The 15,233-nt window shown below is 57.1% G+C and carries 15 protein-coding genes and 1 tRNA gene; 13 read left to right on the top strand and 3 right to left on the bottom strand.

From position 1 onward, the window contains the following. The first annotated feature begins 222 nt into the window (after positions 1 to 222). Together HF027_RS03980 and HF027_RS03975 are read left to right on the top strand one after the other, a co-directional pair. Positions 223 to 1,863 (top strand): acyl-CoA synthetase, encoded by a 1,641-nt coding sequence (locus tag HF027_RS03980; RefSeq protein WP_168013113.1) that lies wholly within the window; start codon positions 223 to 225, stop codon positions 1,861 to 1,863. A 122-nt stretch (positions 1,864 to 1,985) separates the two neighbouring features. Next, positions 1,986 to 2,918, top strand: coding sequence for a LysR family transcriptional regulator (locus HF027_RS03975; protein WP_168013111.1), 933 nt, complete (start codon positions 1,986 to 1,988; stop codon positions 2,916 to 2,918). Between the two features lie 1,513 nt (positions 2,919 to 4,431). Here HF027_RS03975 and HF027_RS03970 read toward each other — a convergent pair. Further along, positions 4,432 to 4,508 (bottom strand) — tRNA-Pro (locus HF027_RS03970). Between the two features lie 182 nt (positions 4,509 to 4,690). Between HF027_RS03970 and HF027_RS03965 the strand changes: the two genes are divergently transcribed. Both HF027_RS03965 and HF027_RS03960 read left to right on the top strand, forming a co-directional pair. After that, positions 4,691 to 5,053 carry a CidA/LrgA family protein gene (locus HF027_RS03965; protein WP_209316387.1) on the top strand — a complete coding sequence of 121 codons (363 nt, stop codon included), beginning with the start codon at positions 4,691 to 4,693 and terminating at the stop codon, positions 5,051 to 5,053. Beyond that, positions 5,050 to 5,778, top strand: coding sequence for an LrgB family protein (locus HF027_RS03960; RefSeq protein WP_168013109.1), 729 nt, complete (start codon positions 5,050 to 5,052; stop codon positions 5,776 to 5,778). The genes HF027_RS03965 and HF027_RS03960 overlap by 4 nt, the downstream gene beginning before the upstream one ends. A gap of 110 nt (positions 5,779 to 5,888) precedes the next feature. Here the strand turns inward: HF027_RS03960 and HF027_RS03955 are convergent, their stop codons facing one another. Continuing rightward, positions 5,889 to 6,257, bottom strand: a complete 369-nt coding sequence (locus tag HF027_RS03955) for a hypothetical protein (RefSeq protein WP_168013097.1) — start codon at positions 6,255 to 6,257, stop codon at positions 5,889 to 5,891. A 191-nt stretch (positions 6,258 to 6,448) separates the two neighbouring features. Here HF027_RS03955 and HF027_RS03950 point away from each other — a divergent pair, with 191 nt between their 5' ends. The 5 genes from HF027_RS03950 to HF027_RS03930 all read left to right on the top strand — a co-directional run bounded on the left by HF027_RS03950 (position 6,449) and on the right by HF027_RS03930 (position 11,175). Then, positions 6,449 to 6,622 carry a DUF2970 domain-containing protein gene (locus HF027_RS03950; protein WP_168013095.1) on the top strand — a complete coding sequence of 58 codons (174 nt, stop codon included), beginning with the start codon at positions 6,449 to 6,451 and terminating at the stop codon, positions 6,620 to 6,622. Between the two features lie 217 nt (positions 6,623 to 6,839). Then, on the top strand, positions 6,840 to 7,955 hold the full coding sequence (coxB, locus tag HF027_RS03945) for a cytochrome c oxidase subunit II (RefSeq protein ID WP_168013093.1): 1,116 nt from the start codon (positions 6,840 to 6,842) through the stop codon (positions 7,953 to 7,955). A gap of 66 nt (positions 7,956 to 8,021) precedes the next feature. After that, positions 8,022 to 9,674 carry a cytochrome c oxidase subunit I gene (gene ctaD, locus HF027_RS03940; RefSeq protein ID WP_168013091.1) on the top strand — a complete coding sequence of 551 codons (1,653 nt, stop codon included), beginning with the start codon at positions 8,022 to 8,024 and terminating at the stop codon, positions 9,672 to 9,674. A gap of 83 nt (positions 9,675 to 9,757) precedes the next feature. Beyond that, a complete protein-coding gene (locus HF027_RS03935) occupies positions 9,758 to 10,321 on the top strand; it encodes a cytochrome c oxidase assembly protein (protein ID WP_168013089.1) in 564 nt (187 codons plus the stop codon). Beyond that, positions 10,318 to 11,175 (top strand): cytochrome c oxidase subunit 3, encoded by an 858-nt coding sequence (locus tag HF027_RS03930; protein WP_168013087.1) that lies wholly within the window; start codon positions 10,318 to 10,320, stop codon positions 11,173 to 11,175. The genes HF027_RS03935 and HF027_RS03930 overlap by 4 nt, the downstream gene beginning before the upstream one ends. A 27-nt stretch (positions 11,176 to 11,202) precedes the next feature. Here HF027_RS03930 and HF027_RS03925 read toward each other — a convergent pair whose 3' ends face one another. Beyond that, positions 11,203 to 11,397, bottom strand: a complete 195-nt coding sequence (locus tag HF027_RS03925; RefSeq protein WP_168013085.1) for a DUF2909 domain-containing protein — start codon at positions 11,395 to 11,397, stop codon at positions 11,203 to 11,205. A 10-nt stretch (positions 11,398 to 11,407) separates the two neighbouring features. Here HF027_RS03925 and HF027_RS03920 point away from each other — a divergent pair, with 10 nt between their 5' ends. From HF027_RS03920 to HF027_RS03905, 4 genes are all read left to right on the top strand, one after another. Further along, on the top strand, positions 11,408 to 12,163 hold the full coding sequence (locus HF027_RS03920) for an SURF1 family protein (RefSeq protein ID WP_245184485.1): 756 nt from the start codon (positions 11,408 to 11,410) through the stop codon (positions 12,161 to 12,163). 2 nt (positions 12,164 to 12,165) lie between these two features. Next, complete coding sequence (locus tag HF027_RS03915) at positions 12,166 to 12,702, top strand: hypothetical protein (RefSeq protein WP_168013081.1); 537 nt, start codon at positions 12,166 to 12,168, stop codon at positions 12,700 to 12,702. 206 nt (positions 12,703 to 12,908) lie between these two features. Further along, entirely contained in the window at positions 12,909 to 13,961 is a 1,053-nt protein-coding gene (locus HF027_RS03910; RefSeq protein ID WP_168013079.1) for a COX15/CtaA family protein, read from the top strand. Beyond that, positions 13,946 to 14,863: a heme o synthase gene (locus HF027_RS03905; protein ID WP_168013077.1), complete on the top strand. Its 918-nt coding sequence runs from the start codon at positions 13,946 to 13,948 to the stop codon at positions 14,861 to 14,863. Before HF027_RS03910 ends, HF027_RS03905 begins: the two co-directional genes overlap by 16 nt. The last annotated feature ends 370 nt before the right edge of the window (positions 14,864 to 15,233 follow it).

Genomic DNA, 15,233 nt, shown 5'->3' with positions numbered 1-15,233 from the left:
GTGCCTGCGCTCGGCTATACGACGTTAAAAATCGGCTCAAAGTGCTCATTTACTACCTGTAAACTCCGCCTTTTTACCGATTTTTGCCTTGTCTATCCTTCGCTCGTCGACTTTTCAGACAAGGCCTAGGCGATGTCTGAACAATGCTTGCGCTTGTCCACCCGTTAAGTTGGTTGAAGGGCGGGGCTATCAACCCTTCTTGAAGAGAAACAGGGTTATTCCATGAATGATATTTGCCAATTCAATGAGGCTCTCGAGAAAACAGCGGCGAATCATGTGGCGCTGTCTCCCTTGAGCTTCATCAAACGGGCAGCCGCTGTTTATCCCGACAGGACGGCGCTGATCTACAACGACAAGCGGTACAGCTGGCAGCAGACTTATGATCGCTGTTATCGGTTGGCTTCCCTGTTGAAGCATTTCGGCATCTCCAAGGGCGATACGGTGGCCGTTATGCTGCCGAATGTTCCTGCCATGTACGAAGCGCATTTCGGCATCCCGATGGTCGGCGCGGTGTTGAATGCGATCAACATTCGCCTGGATGCGGATACGGTGGCCTTCATCCTCGATCATAGCTGTTCACGCCTGCTATTGGTCGACCCTGAGTACGCGGACGTGGTTGATAAGGCCTTGGCCCGGCTCGAAGGGCCGGCGCCCCGGGTGATCAACGTCTCCGACTCGAGCCAGGGCGCAGAGCGTTTCCTCGGCGACCTGGAGTATGAGGCGTTGCTGGCCGAACAGCCGGCGCTTGACGACTGGCAGCTACCGGCCGACGAGTGGGATGCGATTTCGCTGGGTTACACCTCGGGCACCACCGGCAATCCGAAGGGGGTCGTCAGCCATCACCGGGGGGCATATCTGAATGCGGTCAGCAATGTGCTGTCCTGGTCACTGCCCGCCGAGGTGGTCTACCTCTGGACACTGCCGATGTTTCATTGCAACGGCTGGTGCTTCCCGTGGACGCTGGCTGCAATCGGCGGAACCAGCGTCTGCCTGCGCCGTGTCGACCCTCAGGTAATTCTGGATTTGATCCGGCAGCATCGGGTCAGCCATTACTGTGGGGCGCCCGTCGTCCACTCGATGATTGCCGATGCCGCAATGGTGGCCGATGAACCCATCGATCACCCCGTGGCTGGGTTGATTGCCGGTGCGGCGCCCCCGGCGTCGGTGCTGGCACGGATGGAGACCCTCGGCATCGAGCTTACCCATGTCTACGGCCTGACCGAGACCTACGGCCCGGCGTCGGTGTGTGCCAAACAGGAGAGCTGGGCGCAACGCCCCCTTGAAGAGCGGGTTCGGCTTAACGGGCGTCAGGGGGTGGCTTACTCCTTGCAGGAAAGCATGGCGGTGCTGGATCCAGCCACGATGGCTCCCGTTCCTGCTGACGGCGAGACGGTGGGCGAGATCATGTTCCGGGGAAACATCGTTATGAAGGGGTATCTGCGTAATGACGCCGCCACCCAGGAAGCCTTCGCCGGTGGCTGGTTCCACTCCGGAGACCTTGGCGTGGTGGAAGCCGATGGCTACATCAAGATCCGTGATCGGCTCAAGGACGTGATCATCTCGGGCGGGGAGAACATCTCCTCCCAGGAAGTCGAGGAAGTCATTCAGCGCCACGGAGACGTCGAGCTGGCAGCGGTCGTCGCGATGGCGGACGAGAAGTGGGGGGAAGTGCCAGCGGCCTTTGTCCAGCTGCGCCCCGGCAGCGAGCTGAGCGAGGAGGCGTTGATCGGCTTCTGCCGGGAGAACCTCAGCCGCTTCAAGGCCCCCAAGAAGGTGATCTTCACTCGGCTACCGACCACCTCGACCGGCAAAATCCAGAAGTTCCAGTTACGCCAGCAGATCAAGAGCCATCAGCCGGTGTGAGTCGTTGGGAACCTGCCCTGTGGTGGGTAGTATGGCGCTCGCCACAGCAACGATTATAGTGACTCTCCTCCGAGTCACTCGATCGGGCCGATGGCTACCGCCATTCATGTGAGTATTTGGTAATGTCACGACTCCCTCCCTTGATCGCCCTCTCTTATTTCGAGGTTGCCGCGCGCACCAAGAGCTTCGCCGCGGCGGCCAAGGAGCTCAATGTCACGCCGGCGGCGATCAGCCATCAGGTCAAGGCGCTCGAGGAGTATCTTGGTGTCGATCTGTTCGTCCGCCATCACCGGCGAGTCAGCCTGACACCGGCCGCGCGTGGGGCCTTGCCGGAGCTGCAGGAAGGTTTTCAGACCCTGGGACGTGCGGTTGACAAGATCCGGTCCTACGGTGAGGAGCGGCTGGTCGTCACTGTGTGCGCCGAACCTCTGTTTGCCACCAAATGGATCGTGCCACGCCTGCATCGTTTCTATGCCCGCTGTCCGGATGCTGAAGTGCGGTTGCAGGCGAGCCTGCATACGGTGGATCGTGGCCGAGAGAGTGCCTTGGGCGTATCCGATCTCAAGCGCGCCGGCATCGATGTCTCGGTGCGCCTGGGCTATGGCAACTATCCGGATCTGGAACCTCGACGGTTGATGAATCTGGATCTGGTGCCGCTCTGTGCCCCCGAACTGGCCAGCGGCATGGACGGGATCGAGACGCTGCGGCTGCTGTGCGACAGCACTCTGACTCGTTTCAACGAACCTTATGGCTGGAAGGAGTGGTTCAAGCAGCAGGGCTATGACATCGGAACGCTACGCGAGCTGCGATTCGGTAACGGGCTGCTGGCGCTGGAGGCGGCTGTCGCCGGCCAAGGCGCCCTGCTGGGGAGTCGGGAGCTCCACCAGGCGGAGCTGTCCGCCGGTAAGCTCGTAGTGTTGGCCGAGCGTCCGCTGAACTGTGACCAGGCCTACTACGTGGTCAGCGCGGGCGAGGGGGGGGAGCGCCCGATCGCCCGCCAGTTTCGTGATTGGTTACTGGAAGAGGTTGGCATGCCGGTCGAAGAAAGCCGCTAGTCTTGGGCCCTGAGCCTACTCTCGGTGGCATTCTGGCCATCTATCAGCAGTCGGACGTGTAAGGATGCGATCGAGGCGGCGCAGGTCGCCGAGGATCGGGAGGGGATTAAGGCGGTTGTGCGGCAAAGAAAGCCAAAACGCGGCGCCGAACGACCGGGTGGGATGATCTGATGCGGGAAAAAGGAGGCCCACATAGGTAGGCCTGTTGCTTATTTTTAAACCCCAGCCCAATTGCGGACCATTATCAGTTGATCTTGATGTGGGTATCCAGGCCTAGAATTGGGTTCGAATACGCCCTCGGCAATCGCTTGATCCAGGTAAGGGCGGGCGGCTTCATAGTTTGGGAGATGAAGTCGCTTAATCATCTCAAGAACTTCTTCTGGGTTTTTGAATTCTTTGTCAGATAGCATCTGTAGAAGAAGAGTTAAGCCATTAGCTGACGAAAAGAAATCTAGACCTAAATCAGAGACCAAGTCTCTATTGTGAGTGTAGGCTCGGTTCCCATCATATTGGCAGCCACTTTCAATAGGAGACGATGGCATGTAGTGAACCAGCCTAATGGAATGAGAAAAGAGGGATGAGCCCTCTTGCCCCATCCTTGTCAACCACTCTACCCACCCATCGTGAGCGTTATGGATGGGCTGTCCGCATGAGTCACACGTCCAAGTCATTATAGCCCTCATATGCCAGTTAGTTGTAGGCAGCAGATAGCCAGCCTGCCAGCAGAGCCCTACATGCTTAGAGTAGCCGCGTTTGAGTAGTGACGACATCATCTTTGTGCCTACCGTTACGGAACCCGCTGTGCTGTCCTCCTGATAATGTTTACTTTGCTGGTGGTCTGTGACTGTAAAATCCGCCTTCTCTGCTTCCAGGATCCGCGTATCGACTCCAGCTACACGCACAGGAATGCGCTTTTCGATCACGGCAGGCCAGCCGGCGATGTCTGCGCGAAAGGTATCCCCGTCATAAATCGAAGTGATGCGCTCAACATTGACTCAGCCGTACTCGGAAGCGGCCAATCCGGGGAGAAGGGGCGAAGCATGTCTCTCGGCTTCTTGTGACGCTTGTCAATCATGGGGAAGCGCACGTGAGCTGGCGCTTGGGAAGGATAGGGCGGCAATTCGTGAGACAGCTCGGGAAATATGAGACAGGGTGTCTCGTGACGCGATGATTCTGGAAGGGGATTCGGCTGGTTGCGGCTCTACCATTGAACAACAGCCTTTGTTCGCTCCTCCTGGCCATCTACTTGATGGTTGTCTTCTGAAGCACCTGCTTCAATGCAGCTCGCACCCCCTCGCGCTCCTCTTCGGTGCTGCATACCCCCATGGCATGTCCGGCCTACCAGCCGATGGCTGCAGTAAATGGGCTAATCCATACCATCCATTGGTAACCCATGGGTCAACACTTCTATCTAAATGGATGGAATGGGGGCACTAGAGTTTTCCCAAAATTTTACCACGCAAAAAAACGGCCACCGCTCTATGAGCTAAGTGGCCGTTTTTCTTAATCTTTTTGGTCGGAGCGACTGGATTCGAACCAGCGACCTCTGCAACCCCATTGCAGCGCGCTACCAAGCTGCGCCACGCTCCGACTCTGGTTCTCTACAGTGCCTTGCGGCCCCTGTCGCTTGAGAACGAGGCGTATACTATCTCGTGATTTTAAAAATGGGAAGCCCCTTAAGCGCTTTTTTTTCAAAAGCTTGGCTGGGTGATGGGGTCACACCTAGACGAAAGGGGTAAACTGGCGTCAGCTATGTTGGGAGGAGCGCAGGCATGTCGTTGATCGTGGGATTTATCATCTTGCTGGGGTGCCAGTTCTTGGGTGAGCTGGTGGTGCGAGGTTTCAGTATTCCTGTTCCCGGGCCTGTGATGGGAATGGTGATCTTGTTGGTGGCCTTGCTGGTCAATGGACGAGTGCCGGAAGGGCTGCGTAAAACAGGCGAGGGGCTTCTGAACTACTTGACCTTGCTGTTTGTGCCGGCAGGTGTCGGCATGATGGTGCATTTCGAGCTGATTCGAGCCGATTTCTGGATAATCATGGTCACGTTGATCGTATCGACCGCAGCCACCCTGGCGGTAACGGCCAAGGTCATGGAGCGGGTGAACAAACGCGGTATGGTGGAGAGGGCGGAATGAACGTCGTGGCACTGGACCAATTATGGGTCTATCTCTCAGGCAATCCATTACTGTCGCTGCTGGTGACGCTGATTGCCTTCTATCTGGCGACTCGGCTCAATATCTTGCTGGGGCGCACGCCTCTACTGCACCCGGTGGTGATCTCTATTGTGTTGCTGATTAGCTTTTTGCTGCTCACAGGCATCGATTACCGCACCTACTTTGAAGGTGCCCAGTTCATACACTTTCTGCTCGGCCCGGCGACAGTGGCGTTGGCGATACCACTCTATGACCACCGGATGCGCGTGCAACGCATGATATGGCCGGTCATGATCGGTTGTATTACCGGCATTGTTACCGCCGTTGGATCGACCCTTGGCATTGCCCTGCTGATGGGGGCGAACAGGGAAACCCTGCTGACCCTTGCGCCCAAGTCCGTGACATCACCGATTGCCATGGGGATCGCCGAGCAATTGGGAGGTATTCCTTCACTGGCTGCTGGCTTGGTACTGCTGACAGGGTCAATCGGCTGTGCCTTGGGCCCCTGGATATTCAGGTTGCTCAAAATCAAGGACCCGACCGTGCAGGGCTTTACGTTGGGGCTTGCGGCTCATGGCTTTGGCACGGCACATAGTTTCAGCTCTATTGGGGCATTAGCTGGTGCGTTTGCGGGGCTTGCCATGGGCCTGGCGGGGCTGGTGACAGCCTTCCTGCTACCGCTGATCGTGGCACTTTTAGGTATTTGATACGGCTAGGTATTTGATACGGCCATATAAATGCATGGCATGTCGGGTGGCTTGGGTGAAGTTCTCTCCCTGATCCACCCGACTGCTCGTTATTACGCGCGGTCTCTTGACTAAATTTCTTCCCACACGCGCTGGCGAAAGTCTTCGGCTAGCTCGTTGACCTTATTCATCCGCTGCTTATGAGCATCAATGAACTCTTGCATGATGTCCTGATAGCAGTCGCTCATTACGGTTGGATCCGTCAACGTCTGCTGGTTGGATAAGCACTTTACCATTTGCTGCTGGCTGGCGGCGCAGGCGGTGAGTAGCTCGGCCTCCATCTGCATGGCTTCGTAAAGCGTTTCCATCCACGCGACCTGCATTCGGGTGAATGGGCTGGCGGATCCCATCCAATGATTCAACCACCAGTTGATGATCGGCTCACTGGCGTCTAAAGCCGCTGATGGCAGCTCAGTGGCATTCTTGGGTCTATTGGTCATTACTCCTCCTGTTACCTCCGTCAGTATGTTGTCCCTTGTCTTGGGGCATATCCTGCCTTCTCCCATCCCAGTTTAAGTATAGATCGGCTTGTCGCAATGCCGTGCAGAAATGGGTTTCTTTACCCATTCTCTGATGGGCGTCGGCTTTTTTTGCGAGAGCCAGCGGACGTTAAGTGTAGCAGGAGGCAGCGATGTGGCAGGTAATCAAGTCGGTGTTGGCGGCTTTCTTCGGAGTGCAGAAGGAGCAGCAGCGCAAGAAGGATTTTGAAGAGGGTAGGCCGATGACCTTCATCATCGTCGGCTTGCTGATGGCACTGGTATTGGTGGTGGGCATTTTCCTGCTGGCCACGACAGCGGCCGAGTAGGGTCAACTGGCTCGCTCAACGAGGCCTCTGGCTACAGCACTCCCTAATGTGACCGTTGATAACTGCGTTTAGTCGTTGTGCCTTGTCAGAGAATGATGTCTCGTCATTTTTCCTATACTCGATGGAACCTTGAAGGGCAAAGCCATTAAGGACCGTGGCTGCAGTGAATGAACGTGAGCGGCGCGATTCGCGCGATGATAATGACAAGGAGGGGCCGATGCGCAATTTGGCTGGTGTGGTGGCGGCCATTGGCGGTAGCGTCTGGTTGACCCGTTCGGCCCTGGCCGATGGCTGGAACATGCCGCTTGGTGTGACAGACGTGAGTCGTGATATTCACGGTTTGCACATGACGATCTTCTGGATATGCGTGGTGATCGGCATTGTCGTGTTTGGCGTGATGTTCTATTCCCTCTTCCGCTACCGTCGCTCCCGGGGCGCGAAGTCGGCCCATTTTCATGAGAACACCACCGTTGAAGTGATCTGGACCGCTATTCCCTTGCTGATTCTGATTGGCATGGCACTGCCTGCCACTGCCACCTTGAAAGAGATGTATGACGCGGAAGATGCGGACCTGGATGTGATGGTGACCGGTCAGCAGTGGCGTTGGCATTATGAATATCTTGGCGAAGACGTCAGCTTCATCTCCAATATGTCCACTCCTCGCGATCAGATTGACGGTGCGGCGGCCAAAGGCGAGAACTACCTGCTTGAAGTCGATCAGCCATTGGTGCTGCCAGTCGATCGCAAGGTGCGTTTTCTGTTGACCTCCGATGATGTCGTGCATTCCTGGTGGGTGCCTGAGCTTGCGGTCAAGCAGGATGCTATCCCTGGTTTCGTCAACGAGAACTGGGTGCGTATCGAAGAGCCCGGGACCTATCGAGGCCAGTGCACAGAGCTTTGTGGCCGCGACCATGGCTTCATGCCAGTGGTCGTCGAGGCCGTCTCCCCTGAAGAATTTGATACCTGGCTCGCGGAGCGCAAGGAGGCAGCTGCGCGTGAAGCCAGCGGCGTCGATCGTGAGTGGGGCATGGATGAGTTGATGACACGGGGGCAGAAAGTCTATGAGTCCGTGTGTGCGTCTTGCCATCAGGTGGATGGTTCAGGAAATCCGCCGGTTTTCCCCGCTCTTGCCAACAACCCGACCTTGATGGAGGAGCGTGATCGTCATATCTCCACTGTCATCAATGGCGTGTCGGGTGCTCCCATGCCGGCCTTCAACAGCACGCTCAGCCCGGTAGAGATTGCAGCGGTTGTGACCTATGAGCGCAATGCCTGGGGCAATGAAACCGGCGATATTGTGCAGCCGTCGGAGATTCAATCGCAGCTCGAGTAGCGGGGCCCGAGGGCTCTCGTTTCGCGACATGCGTGTCGCGGTCACCCGAATAATAGGAGATGTTCGATGGCGCCCAAGCTACCTCCACAGCAGCCGCTTCAGACCCCCGCCGAGCAGGCAGGTGATGGGGCTGCAACCGCTGGTCATGTGAATGAAGGGTACCACCACGGCCCTAGTGGCCTGATGCGCTGGCTGTTGACCACGAATCACAAGGAGATCGGCACGCTGTATCTGATCTTCTCGCTGAGCATGTTCTTCATTGGCGGGATTTTCGCCTTGGTCGTGCGCGCCGAGCTCTTCCAGCCAGGGCTGCAGCTCGTTCAGCCTGAGTTCTTCAACCAGATGACGACCATGCATGGGTTGATCATGGTGTTTGGTGCGGTGATGCCTGGCTTCGTTGGTCTTGCCAACTGGATGATCCCGCTGCAGGTAGGGGCGCCGGATATGGCATTGCCCAGGCTCAACAACTTCAGCTTCTGGTTGTTACCCGTCGCCTTCACGCTGCTGTTATCGACGCTATTGATGCCAGGTGGTGGTCCGAACTTTGGCTGGACCTTCTATGCGCCGCTGTCGACGACCTACGCGCCGCCATCCACGACCTTCTTCATTCTCTCGCTGCACATAGCCGGTATCAGCTCGATTCTGGGTGCCATCAATATCATCGCCACCATCCTCAACTTGCGTGCGCCGGGCATGCGTATGATGGACATGCCGCTGTTCGTCTGGACCTGGTTGATCACGGCCTTCCTGCTGATCGCCGTCATGCCCGTGCTTGCTGGTGTCATCACCATGATGCTGATGGACATCAATTTCGGGACCAGTTTCTTCAATGCGGCGGGTGGCGGCGACCCGGTGATGTTCCAGCATATCTTCTGGTTCTTTGGGCACCCCGAGGTCTACATCATGATCCTGCCGGCCTTCGGTATCGTCTCGGCTATCATCCCGACCTTTGCCCGTAAGCGATTGTTTGGTTATGCCTCGATGGTTTATGCCACGTCTTCCATTGCCATCCTGTCATTTCTGGTTTGGGCGCATCACATGTTCGCCGTCGGGCTGCCATTGGTAGCCGAGCTGTTCTTCATGTACACCACCATGCTGATTGCGGTGCCCACAGGGGTTAAGGTTTTCAACTGGATCGCTACGCTGTTCCAGGGCTCGATTTCCTTCGAGACGCCCATGTTGTTCGCGCTGGCCTTTGTGGTGCTGTTCACGATTGGTGGTTTCTCCGGTCTTATGCTGGCCATTGCTCCCGCCGATTTTCAGTATCACGACACCTACTTCGTGGTCGCGCACTTCCATTATGTGCTGGTTCCCGGGGCGGTTTTTGCCATCATGGCGGCTGTCTATTACTGGCTACCCAAGTGGACTGGCCATTACCCCAACGAGCGCCTCGGCCGCTGGCACTTCTGGACCTCGGTAATAGGGGTCAACCTGACCTTCTTCCCCATGCACTTCTCAGGCTTGGCCGGCATGCCGCGGCGTATTCCTGATTACGCTCTGCAGTTTGCCGACTTCAACATGGCCTCGAGCATTGGCGCCTTACTATTCGGCACCTCGCAGCTGCTGTTTGTGCTGATGATCATCAAGTGCGTAAGGGGAGGCGAGAAGGCGCCGGCCAAGGCTTGGGAGGGTGCTGAAGATCTTGAGTGGACAGTGCCGAGTCCCGCACCGTTACATACCTTCGACACGCCGCCTCAGTTCCATCATCGAGAAGGGTAATCCGGCGACTGGCAAAGACGTTATCGGAACCACTAGATGGGCGAGGGGCAGGTTGCCCAGGCATTGGCGAAGGGAGGGAACTCATGACAGGAGTACAGCGCACGGTGACGCGGACAGTCGTGGTCCTGCTGGCCATGTTCGTCTTCGCCTTTGCCTTGGTGCCCTTGTATGACGTCTTCTGTCGCATCACTGGCATCAACGGCAAGGTAGAGAACACCGCCCAGGCGATGGTCCGTGACAGCATCGATGAGTCACGTGTCATCACCGTGCAGTTCGTTACCCGGGCCGGTGCCGGACTGCCCTGGAAACTCGAGGTACTTAATCGCCAAGTGCGTGTGCACCCAGGCGCTGCCACAGAAGTGCATTTCGCTTTCACCAATCATGGTGCAACAGCGGGTTGGGGCAGGGCAGTACCCAGTGTGTCACCCTCCGAAGCATCCCTTTATATGCGAAAGATCACTTGCTTCTGTTTTCAGGAGCAACGCCTCGCCGCCGGTGAGCGCCTTGAAGCGCCTCTGGTGTTCCAGCTGACCCGCGACCTGCCGGACGACATCAAGACGGTGACGCTGGTCTATACCCTGTATCCGGTAGACGATAAGCCGTTGGCCACCAAGGCCACATCGGGCGTTCCAGGAGGTGAAGCATGAGTGGCAGCTACTACGTTCCGCCGCAGAGCAAATGGCCAGTGCTGGGCTCTTTGGCCGTCGGCGCCATGATGGTGAGTCTCGGCATCCAGTTGGTTTACGGCACGGGATTGCTGTTCATGCTCCTGGGCTTGGTCGCCGTGCTTGTGGTGATGTGGCTCTGGTTTCGTGATGTGGTCCGCGAATCTCGTCAAGGGTTATATGACGCTCAGATGGATCGCTCCTTCCGCTGGGGAATGGGCTGGTTCATTTTCTCTGAGGTGATGTTCTTCGCTGCCTTCTTTGGCGCGCTCTTTTATGTACGGGTATTTGCTGTGCCTTGGCTGGATGGAGAGGGCGCCAAGGGGGTGGCGGCGCTACTCTGGCCTGATTTTACGGCCAGCTGGCCGCTGATGAACCCGCCAGGGGCCGATATTAGTGGCCCGCGGGCTGTGGTCAGCCCATGGCAGCTACCGCTGGTGAATACCATTTTCCTGGTGACCTCTAGTGTCACACTGACGATTGCTCATGAAGCATTAAAGGAAGGATTCAGGGAGACTGCGCGCAACTGGTTAATTGGCACTATTTTTCTGGGGGTGTGCTTCCTGATCGTTCAAGGCATCGAGTACTACGAGGCCTATCATCATTACGGTATCACCCTGCAGGCGGGCATCTATGGTTCGACCTTCTTTCTGCTGACTGGCTTCCACGGGCTTCATGTGACCATCGGGGCCATCACCCTTGGTGTCATACTGATGCGAGTCATGAAGGGGCATTTCGTCCGTGATGATCACTTCGGCTTCGAAGCGGCTGCGTGGTATTGGCACTTTGTTGATGTGGTATGGATCGGTCTCTTCATCTTTGTCTATGTGTTCTGAGTGCGCGTCAATTGACGGAATTTCCGTTCAATTGTTGGCCAGGTCACCGAAATAAAAGCCATAAGCCAGCAGGGCGAATAGCAAGACGGCCAAGCTGACGCGAAGCTTGAGCGATATCAGCAGGCGCCGAGAACGTCCCTGATCACGCAGCAGGAATCCGGCCCCGGCCGCCAAGCTTGCGACCATGCATACAAACACCAGAGTGATCAGTGCCTTCAACATGAGGAACTCCGTGAATTTCGACCCTTCCAGTTCAAGCAAGCGCGTGCCGACTGTCAAGGTCGTTCTGCTGTGGTGGAGTTTCTGGAGCTTGCTCGTGGTATTGGGGCTCGCCTTGGGTCAGTGGCAGTGGCAGCGCGCAACAGAGAAAGAGGCCTATTTGGCAGCCCTTGCTGCAGCCCCGACGTTGGAGTCTCCGCAAGCGTCGCCTCCCGATGGGGCAACGTTGATTCTCGAAGGACAATACCAGGCCGATGAGACACGCTATCTGGACAATCGGACTCATGAAGGGCAGCTGGGCGTGGCGGTCTTGACCCCTTTTCAGGGCCGCGACGGACGTCGATGGTTGATTGAGCGCGGTTTTTTGGCCACGGGTGTCAGCCGTGAGGCGCCCACGGTCGATACTCCTGAGGGCACGGTTCGGCTAACCGGACAATGGCAGTCAGATGGAGCGCGGGCGCCTTTGTTTGGCGATAACCAGGAGGGTGTGCGATTGCAGCGTATTCAGCTTGATGCCTGGGAGGCAGCGGGTGGTTTTGCCCATTCGGGGTGGCTTCATCTGGAAGAGGGGCCTGGCATGCTGAGTCCCTGGTGGGAGCCCAGCGTGCTCCCCCCTAGCCGCCACCTTGGATATGCCGTGCAATGGTGGGGGTTATCTGCCGCTGCTCTGGTAGTGATGTTACTGGGTGGTCGTCGCCTGCGGCGAGCTCGCCTTACGAATAAGCATGCGCCTACACATCCAGATGCTTCCGCTCAGCAGGAGTCTTAGCCATGACATACGTCAACCGCCAACGCTTGAAGCTGCTGTCACTGATTGCCGTTTTTGCCCTGCCGCTGGTGGCAGCCTGGGTAATGGTGGAGTGGCGTGTGGGTATCCCTGATGCGCGTACGGCGCATGGTCAGCTCAAGCCTGAGGTGCCAGCTCTCGGTGCCTGGCCTCTTGAGGGTCGTATGCCCGCCTCAGAGAAAGATGACTGGCTGCTGGCATTTGACTGCACGCTTGATTGCGACCAGATGGCCGATCAGTGGTGGCGACTGCATCGAGCATTGGGTAAGGAAGCGACTCGAGTGCGCAGACTGCGCATTGATGCGCTTACCTTTGGCGAGGCCGAATCTCTTCCCGGCGAAACCCGGCTTAACTGGGCTAGTGAGCCGGGTTGGAAAGACCCGGGGTATGTCTGGATCGTTAGCCCACAGGGAGAGGCCGTGTTGGGCTATCGGGCGGGCGTTGATCCTTACGATGTGCTCGACGATCTCAAGCAACTCTTGCGCATGAACCCTGAACCAGCGGTGCAGTTGAACGGCTAAGTGGGCGCTTGAGAGGACAATTGGACGAAATATTGACCAATAGCCCCAAGAAAAAGTTGGTTGCGTGAGTAGAGAACCTTGTTTTGCTGAAGCTTTCAACGCGTAAGCGGGCCTTGGGTTGCCTATGTTGACAGCATGGCATGGCCGATGATCTGAGCTTGGGATACGGCCATCAGGATCTGATTGCTCCAGGATAGGAGGTGGTCATGTCTCAGCACGATCCCAGGCTGGGCCTGTTGGTTCGGCTAAGCCAGTTAGGCATAGCCTTCACGGTGGCTGTCATCCTGATGGGGGCATTCACACGATTGATGGATGCAGGGCTGGGTTGCCCCGATTGGCCTGGTTGCTATGGGCAATGGGTCGTGCCAGCGCCTAGCGTTGCCGAAACTCATGCGTCGGCTGTGCCGTTGGAGCCTCTCAAGGCCTGGCTCGAGATGATCCATCGCTATCTCGCCACGATGCTTGGTGGGATGGTGGTCATGATGCTGGTGTTGGGTTGGTCTCGGCGAAATCGGCCAGGATACCCGTGGCGTCTGACGCTTGGTCTGCTCGCGGTAATTGGGCTGCAAGGGGCCTTTGGTGCATTCACTGTCACACTTCGGTTATGGCCTCAGGTCGTCACCCTGCATCTGCTCGGCGGGTTGTTGGTGATGCTGATGTTTCTATGGCTACACCTACGGCTACGGGCGTTGTTGATGAATGCGTCAGTGGTAAGTCGGCCGCTTCCACGCCTCTCTCGCTGGTGGGGAATAGCGGCGATGTTACTGGCCCTGCAGCTGGCACTGGGTGGGTGGACCTCAAGTAATTATGCCGGTATCGCCTGTCAGGGCTTTCCGACCTGCAACGGGCAGTGGTGGCCGACGATGGATTGGACCGAAGGGTTTCATCTGACTCAGCAGCTAGGGCCAGACTACCTGCATGGGAAGTTACATGCCGATGCTCGCACCACGATTCATCTGACGCATCGGCTTGGCGCTCTGGCGCTAGGGTTAAGCCTCATTCTCTTGGCGGCCCGACACTGGTATGAGCCTCGGTTACGCCCGTGGCTTACCTCTATGCTGGCGGCCTATGGGCTCCAAGTGGGGCTTGGCATTGCCAATGTCGTTTTGTGGTTGCCCCTAGGGTTGGCACTGGCGCATACGGCAGGTGCTGTATTGTTGGCGCTTGCGATGGCATTAGCCGCGTGGCATGCCAAGGTCGGCATATCGTCGGCTGGTATTACCCAGGTGCAGGGAGTAGGCAAATGCGCGATAACGTGATGGTGGCCCCGCCGGCATCGGCTGATCTCGATTGGCGGTGGCGTGACCTGATCACCCTGGGTAAGCCTCGTGTGGTGATAGTGATGCTCGTCTGCGTTGCAGTGGGCATGGCTTTGGCAACGCCGTCGCTCCCGCCCATCGGCTTGGTGCTTAATGGTCTCGTGGGTATTGGCTTGGCCGCATCCGGCGCCGCGGCCTTCAATCATGTGCTCGATCGTAGGCTGGATACGATGATGTTGCGCACGGCGCGACGCCCCGTGGCTTCTCGCCGGTTGCCGACATCCTATGCCCTGGGCTGGGCATCGCTGCTGTCGATAGTGGGGATTGGATGGCTGGCTTGGCAGGTTAATACGCTGACTGCCTGGCTGACACTGGCGTCATTGCTGGGCTATGCGCTGGTCTACACGGCTTTCCTAAAGCATGCTACGCCTCAAAACATTGTCATTGGTGGGGTGGCCGGCGCAGCGCCACCTTTGCTGGGATGGACCGCTATCACGGGGCAGCTCGGGCCTGAGCCGCTGTTGTTGATGCTGATCATCTTTGCTTGGACACCTCCGCACTTCTGGGCATTGGCCATTCATAAGCACGATGAATACGCCAAGGCTGGCGTGCCGATGCTGCCCGTCACTCATGGTGATGCCTTCACTAGATTGCAGGTATGGCTTTATGGCTGGCTTACGGTGGCAGTGACCTTGCTGCCATTCGTCATTGGCATGAGCGGTCTCATATATCTGATCGGCGTCATGCTGCTGAATGTCCGCTTCATGGTATGGAACTTCCGGGTCTGGCGTGGCCAGGATTCTCAGGCGCCATTAGCGGCCTTCTGGTTCTCGATTCGCTATATTCTGGGCGTCTTCGCCGTCCTGCTGATTGATCACTACGCGACGCTACTGTCCGCTTAACAACCCTCCTTATAAAACACCATCGCCCGGCCAAATGGCCGGGCGATGGTGTTTATGGTGTTTAAAGAAGGCCGTAGTTTAAAAAGGCCACAGTCGAAAACCCTAGTATCGGGATGGTGCAGAGGGATAGTCGTGCGGCGATCAGAACCTCAGGGCCGAAGGACGCGATGGCTTCAGCTAGCGCGTAGACCACCAAGACATGGCAATTTACTAGTGGCACTTCCGTTGCGCTGATGTGGGAGGCGTGGAGGGAAATTGGCGTTGTGCTTCTAGTGCATGGTTATGAACTTAGCTGCCTAGAAGGGGAGGGTTGTCGCGCACTTTTAGCAAACAGCTGATCCTATCTTAGGGTTTTTGGTTTCATGCGGTC

Source organism: Halomonas salinarum, from assembly GCF_012062845.1.
Classification (GTDB): Bacteria; Pseudomonadota; Gammaproteobacteria; order Pseudomonadales; family Halomonadaceae; genus Onishia; species Onishia salinarum.
Note: the sequence above shows the minus strand (reverse complement) of the source record. Positions and strands in the feature narration are given on the sequence as shown.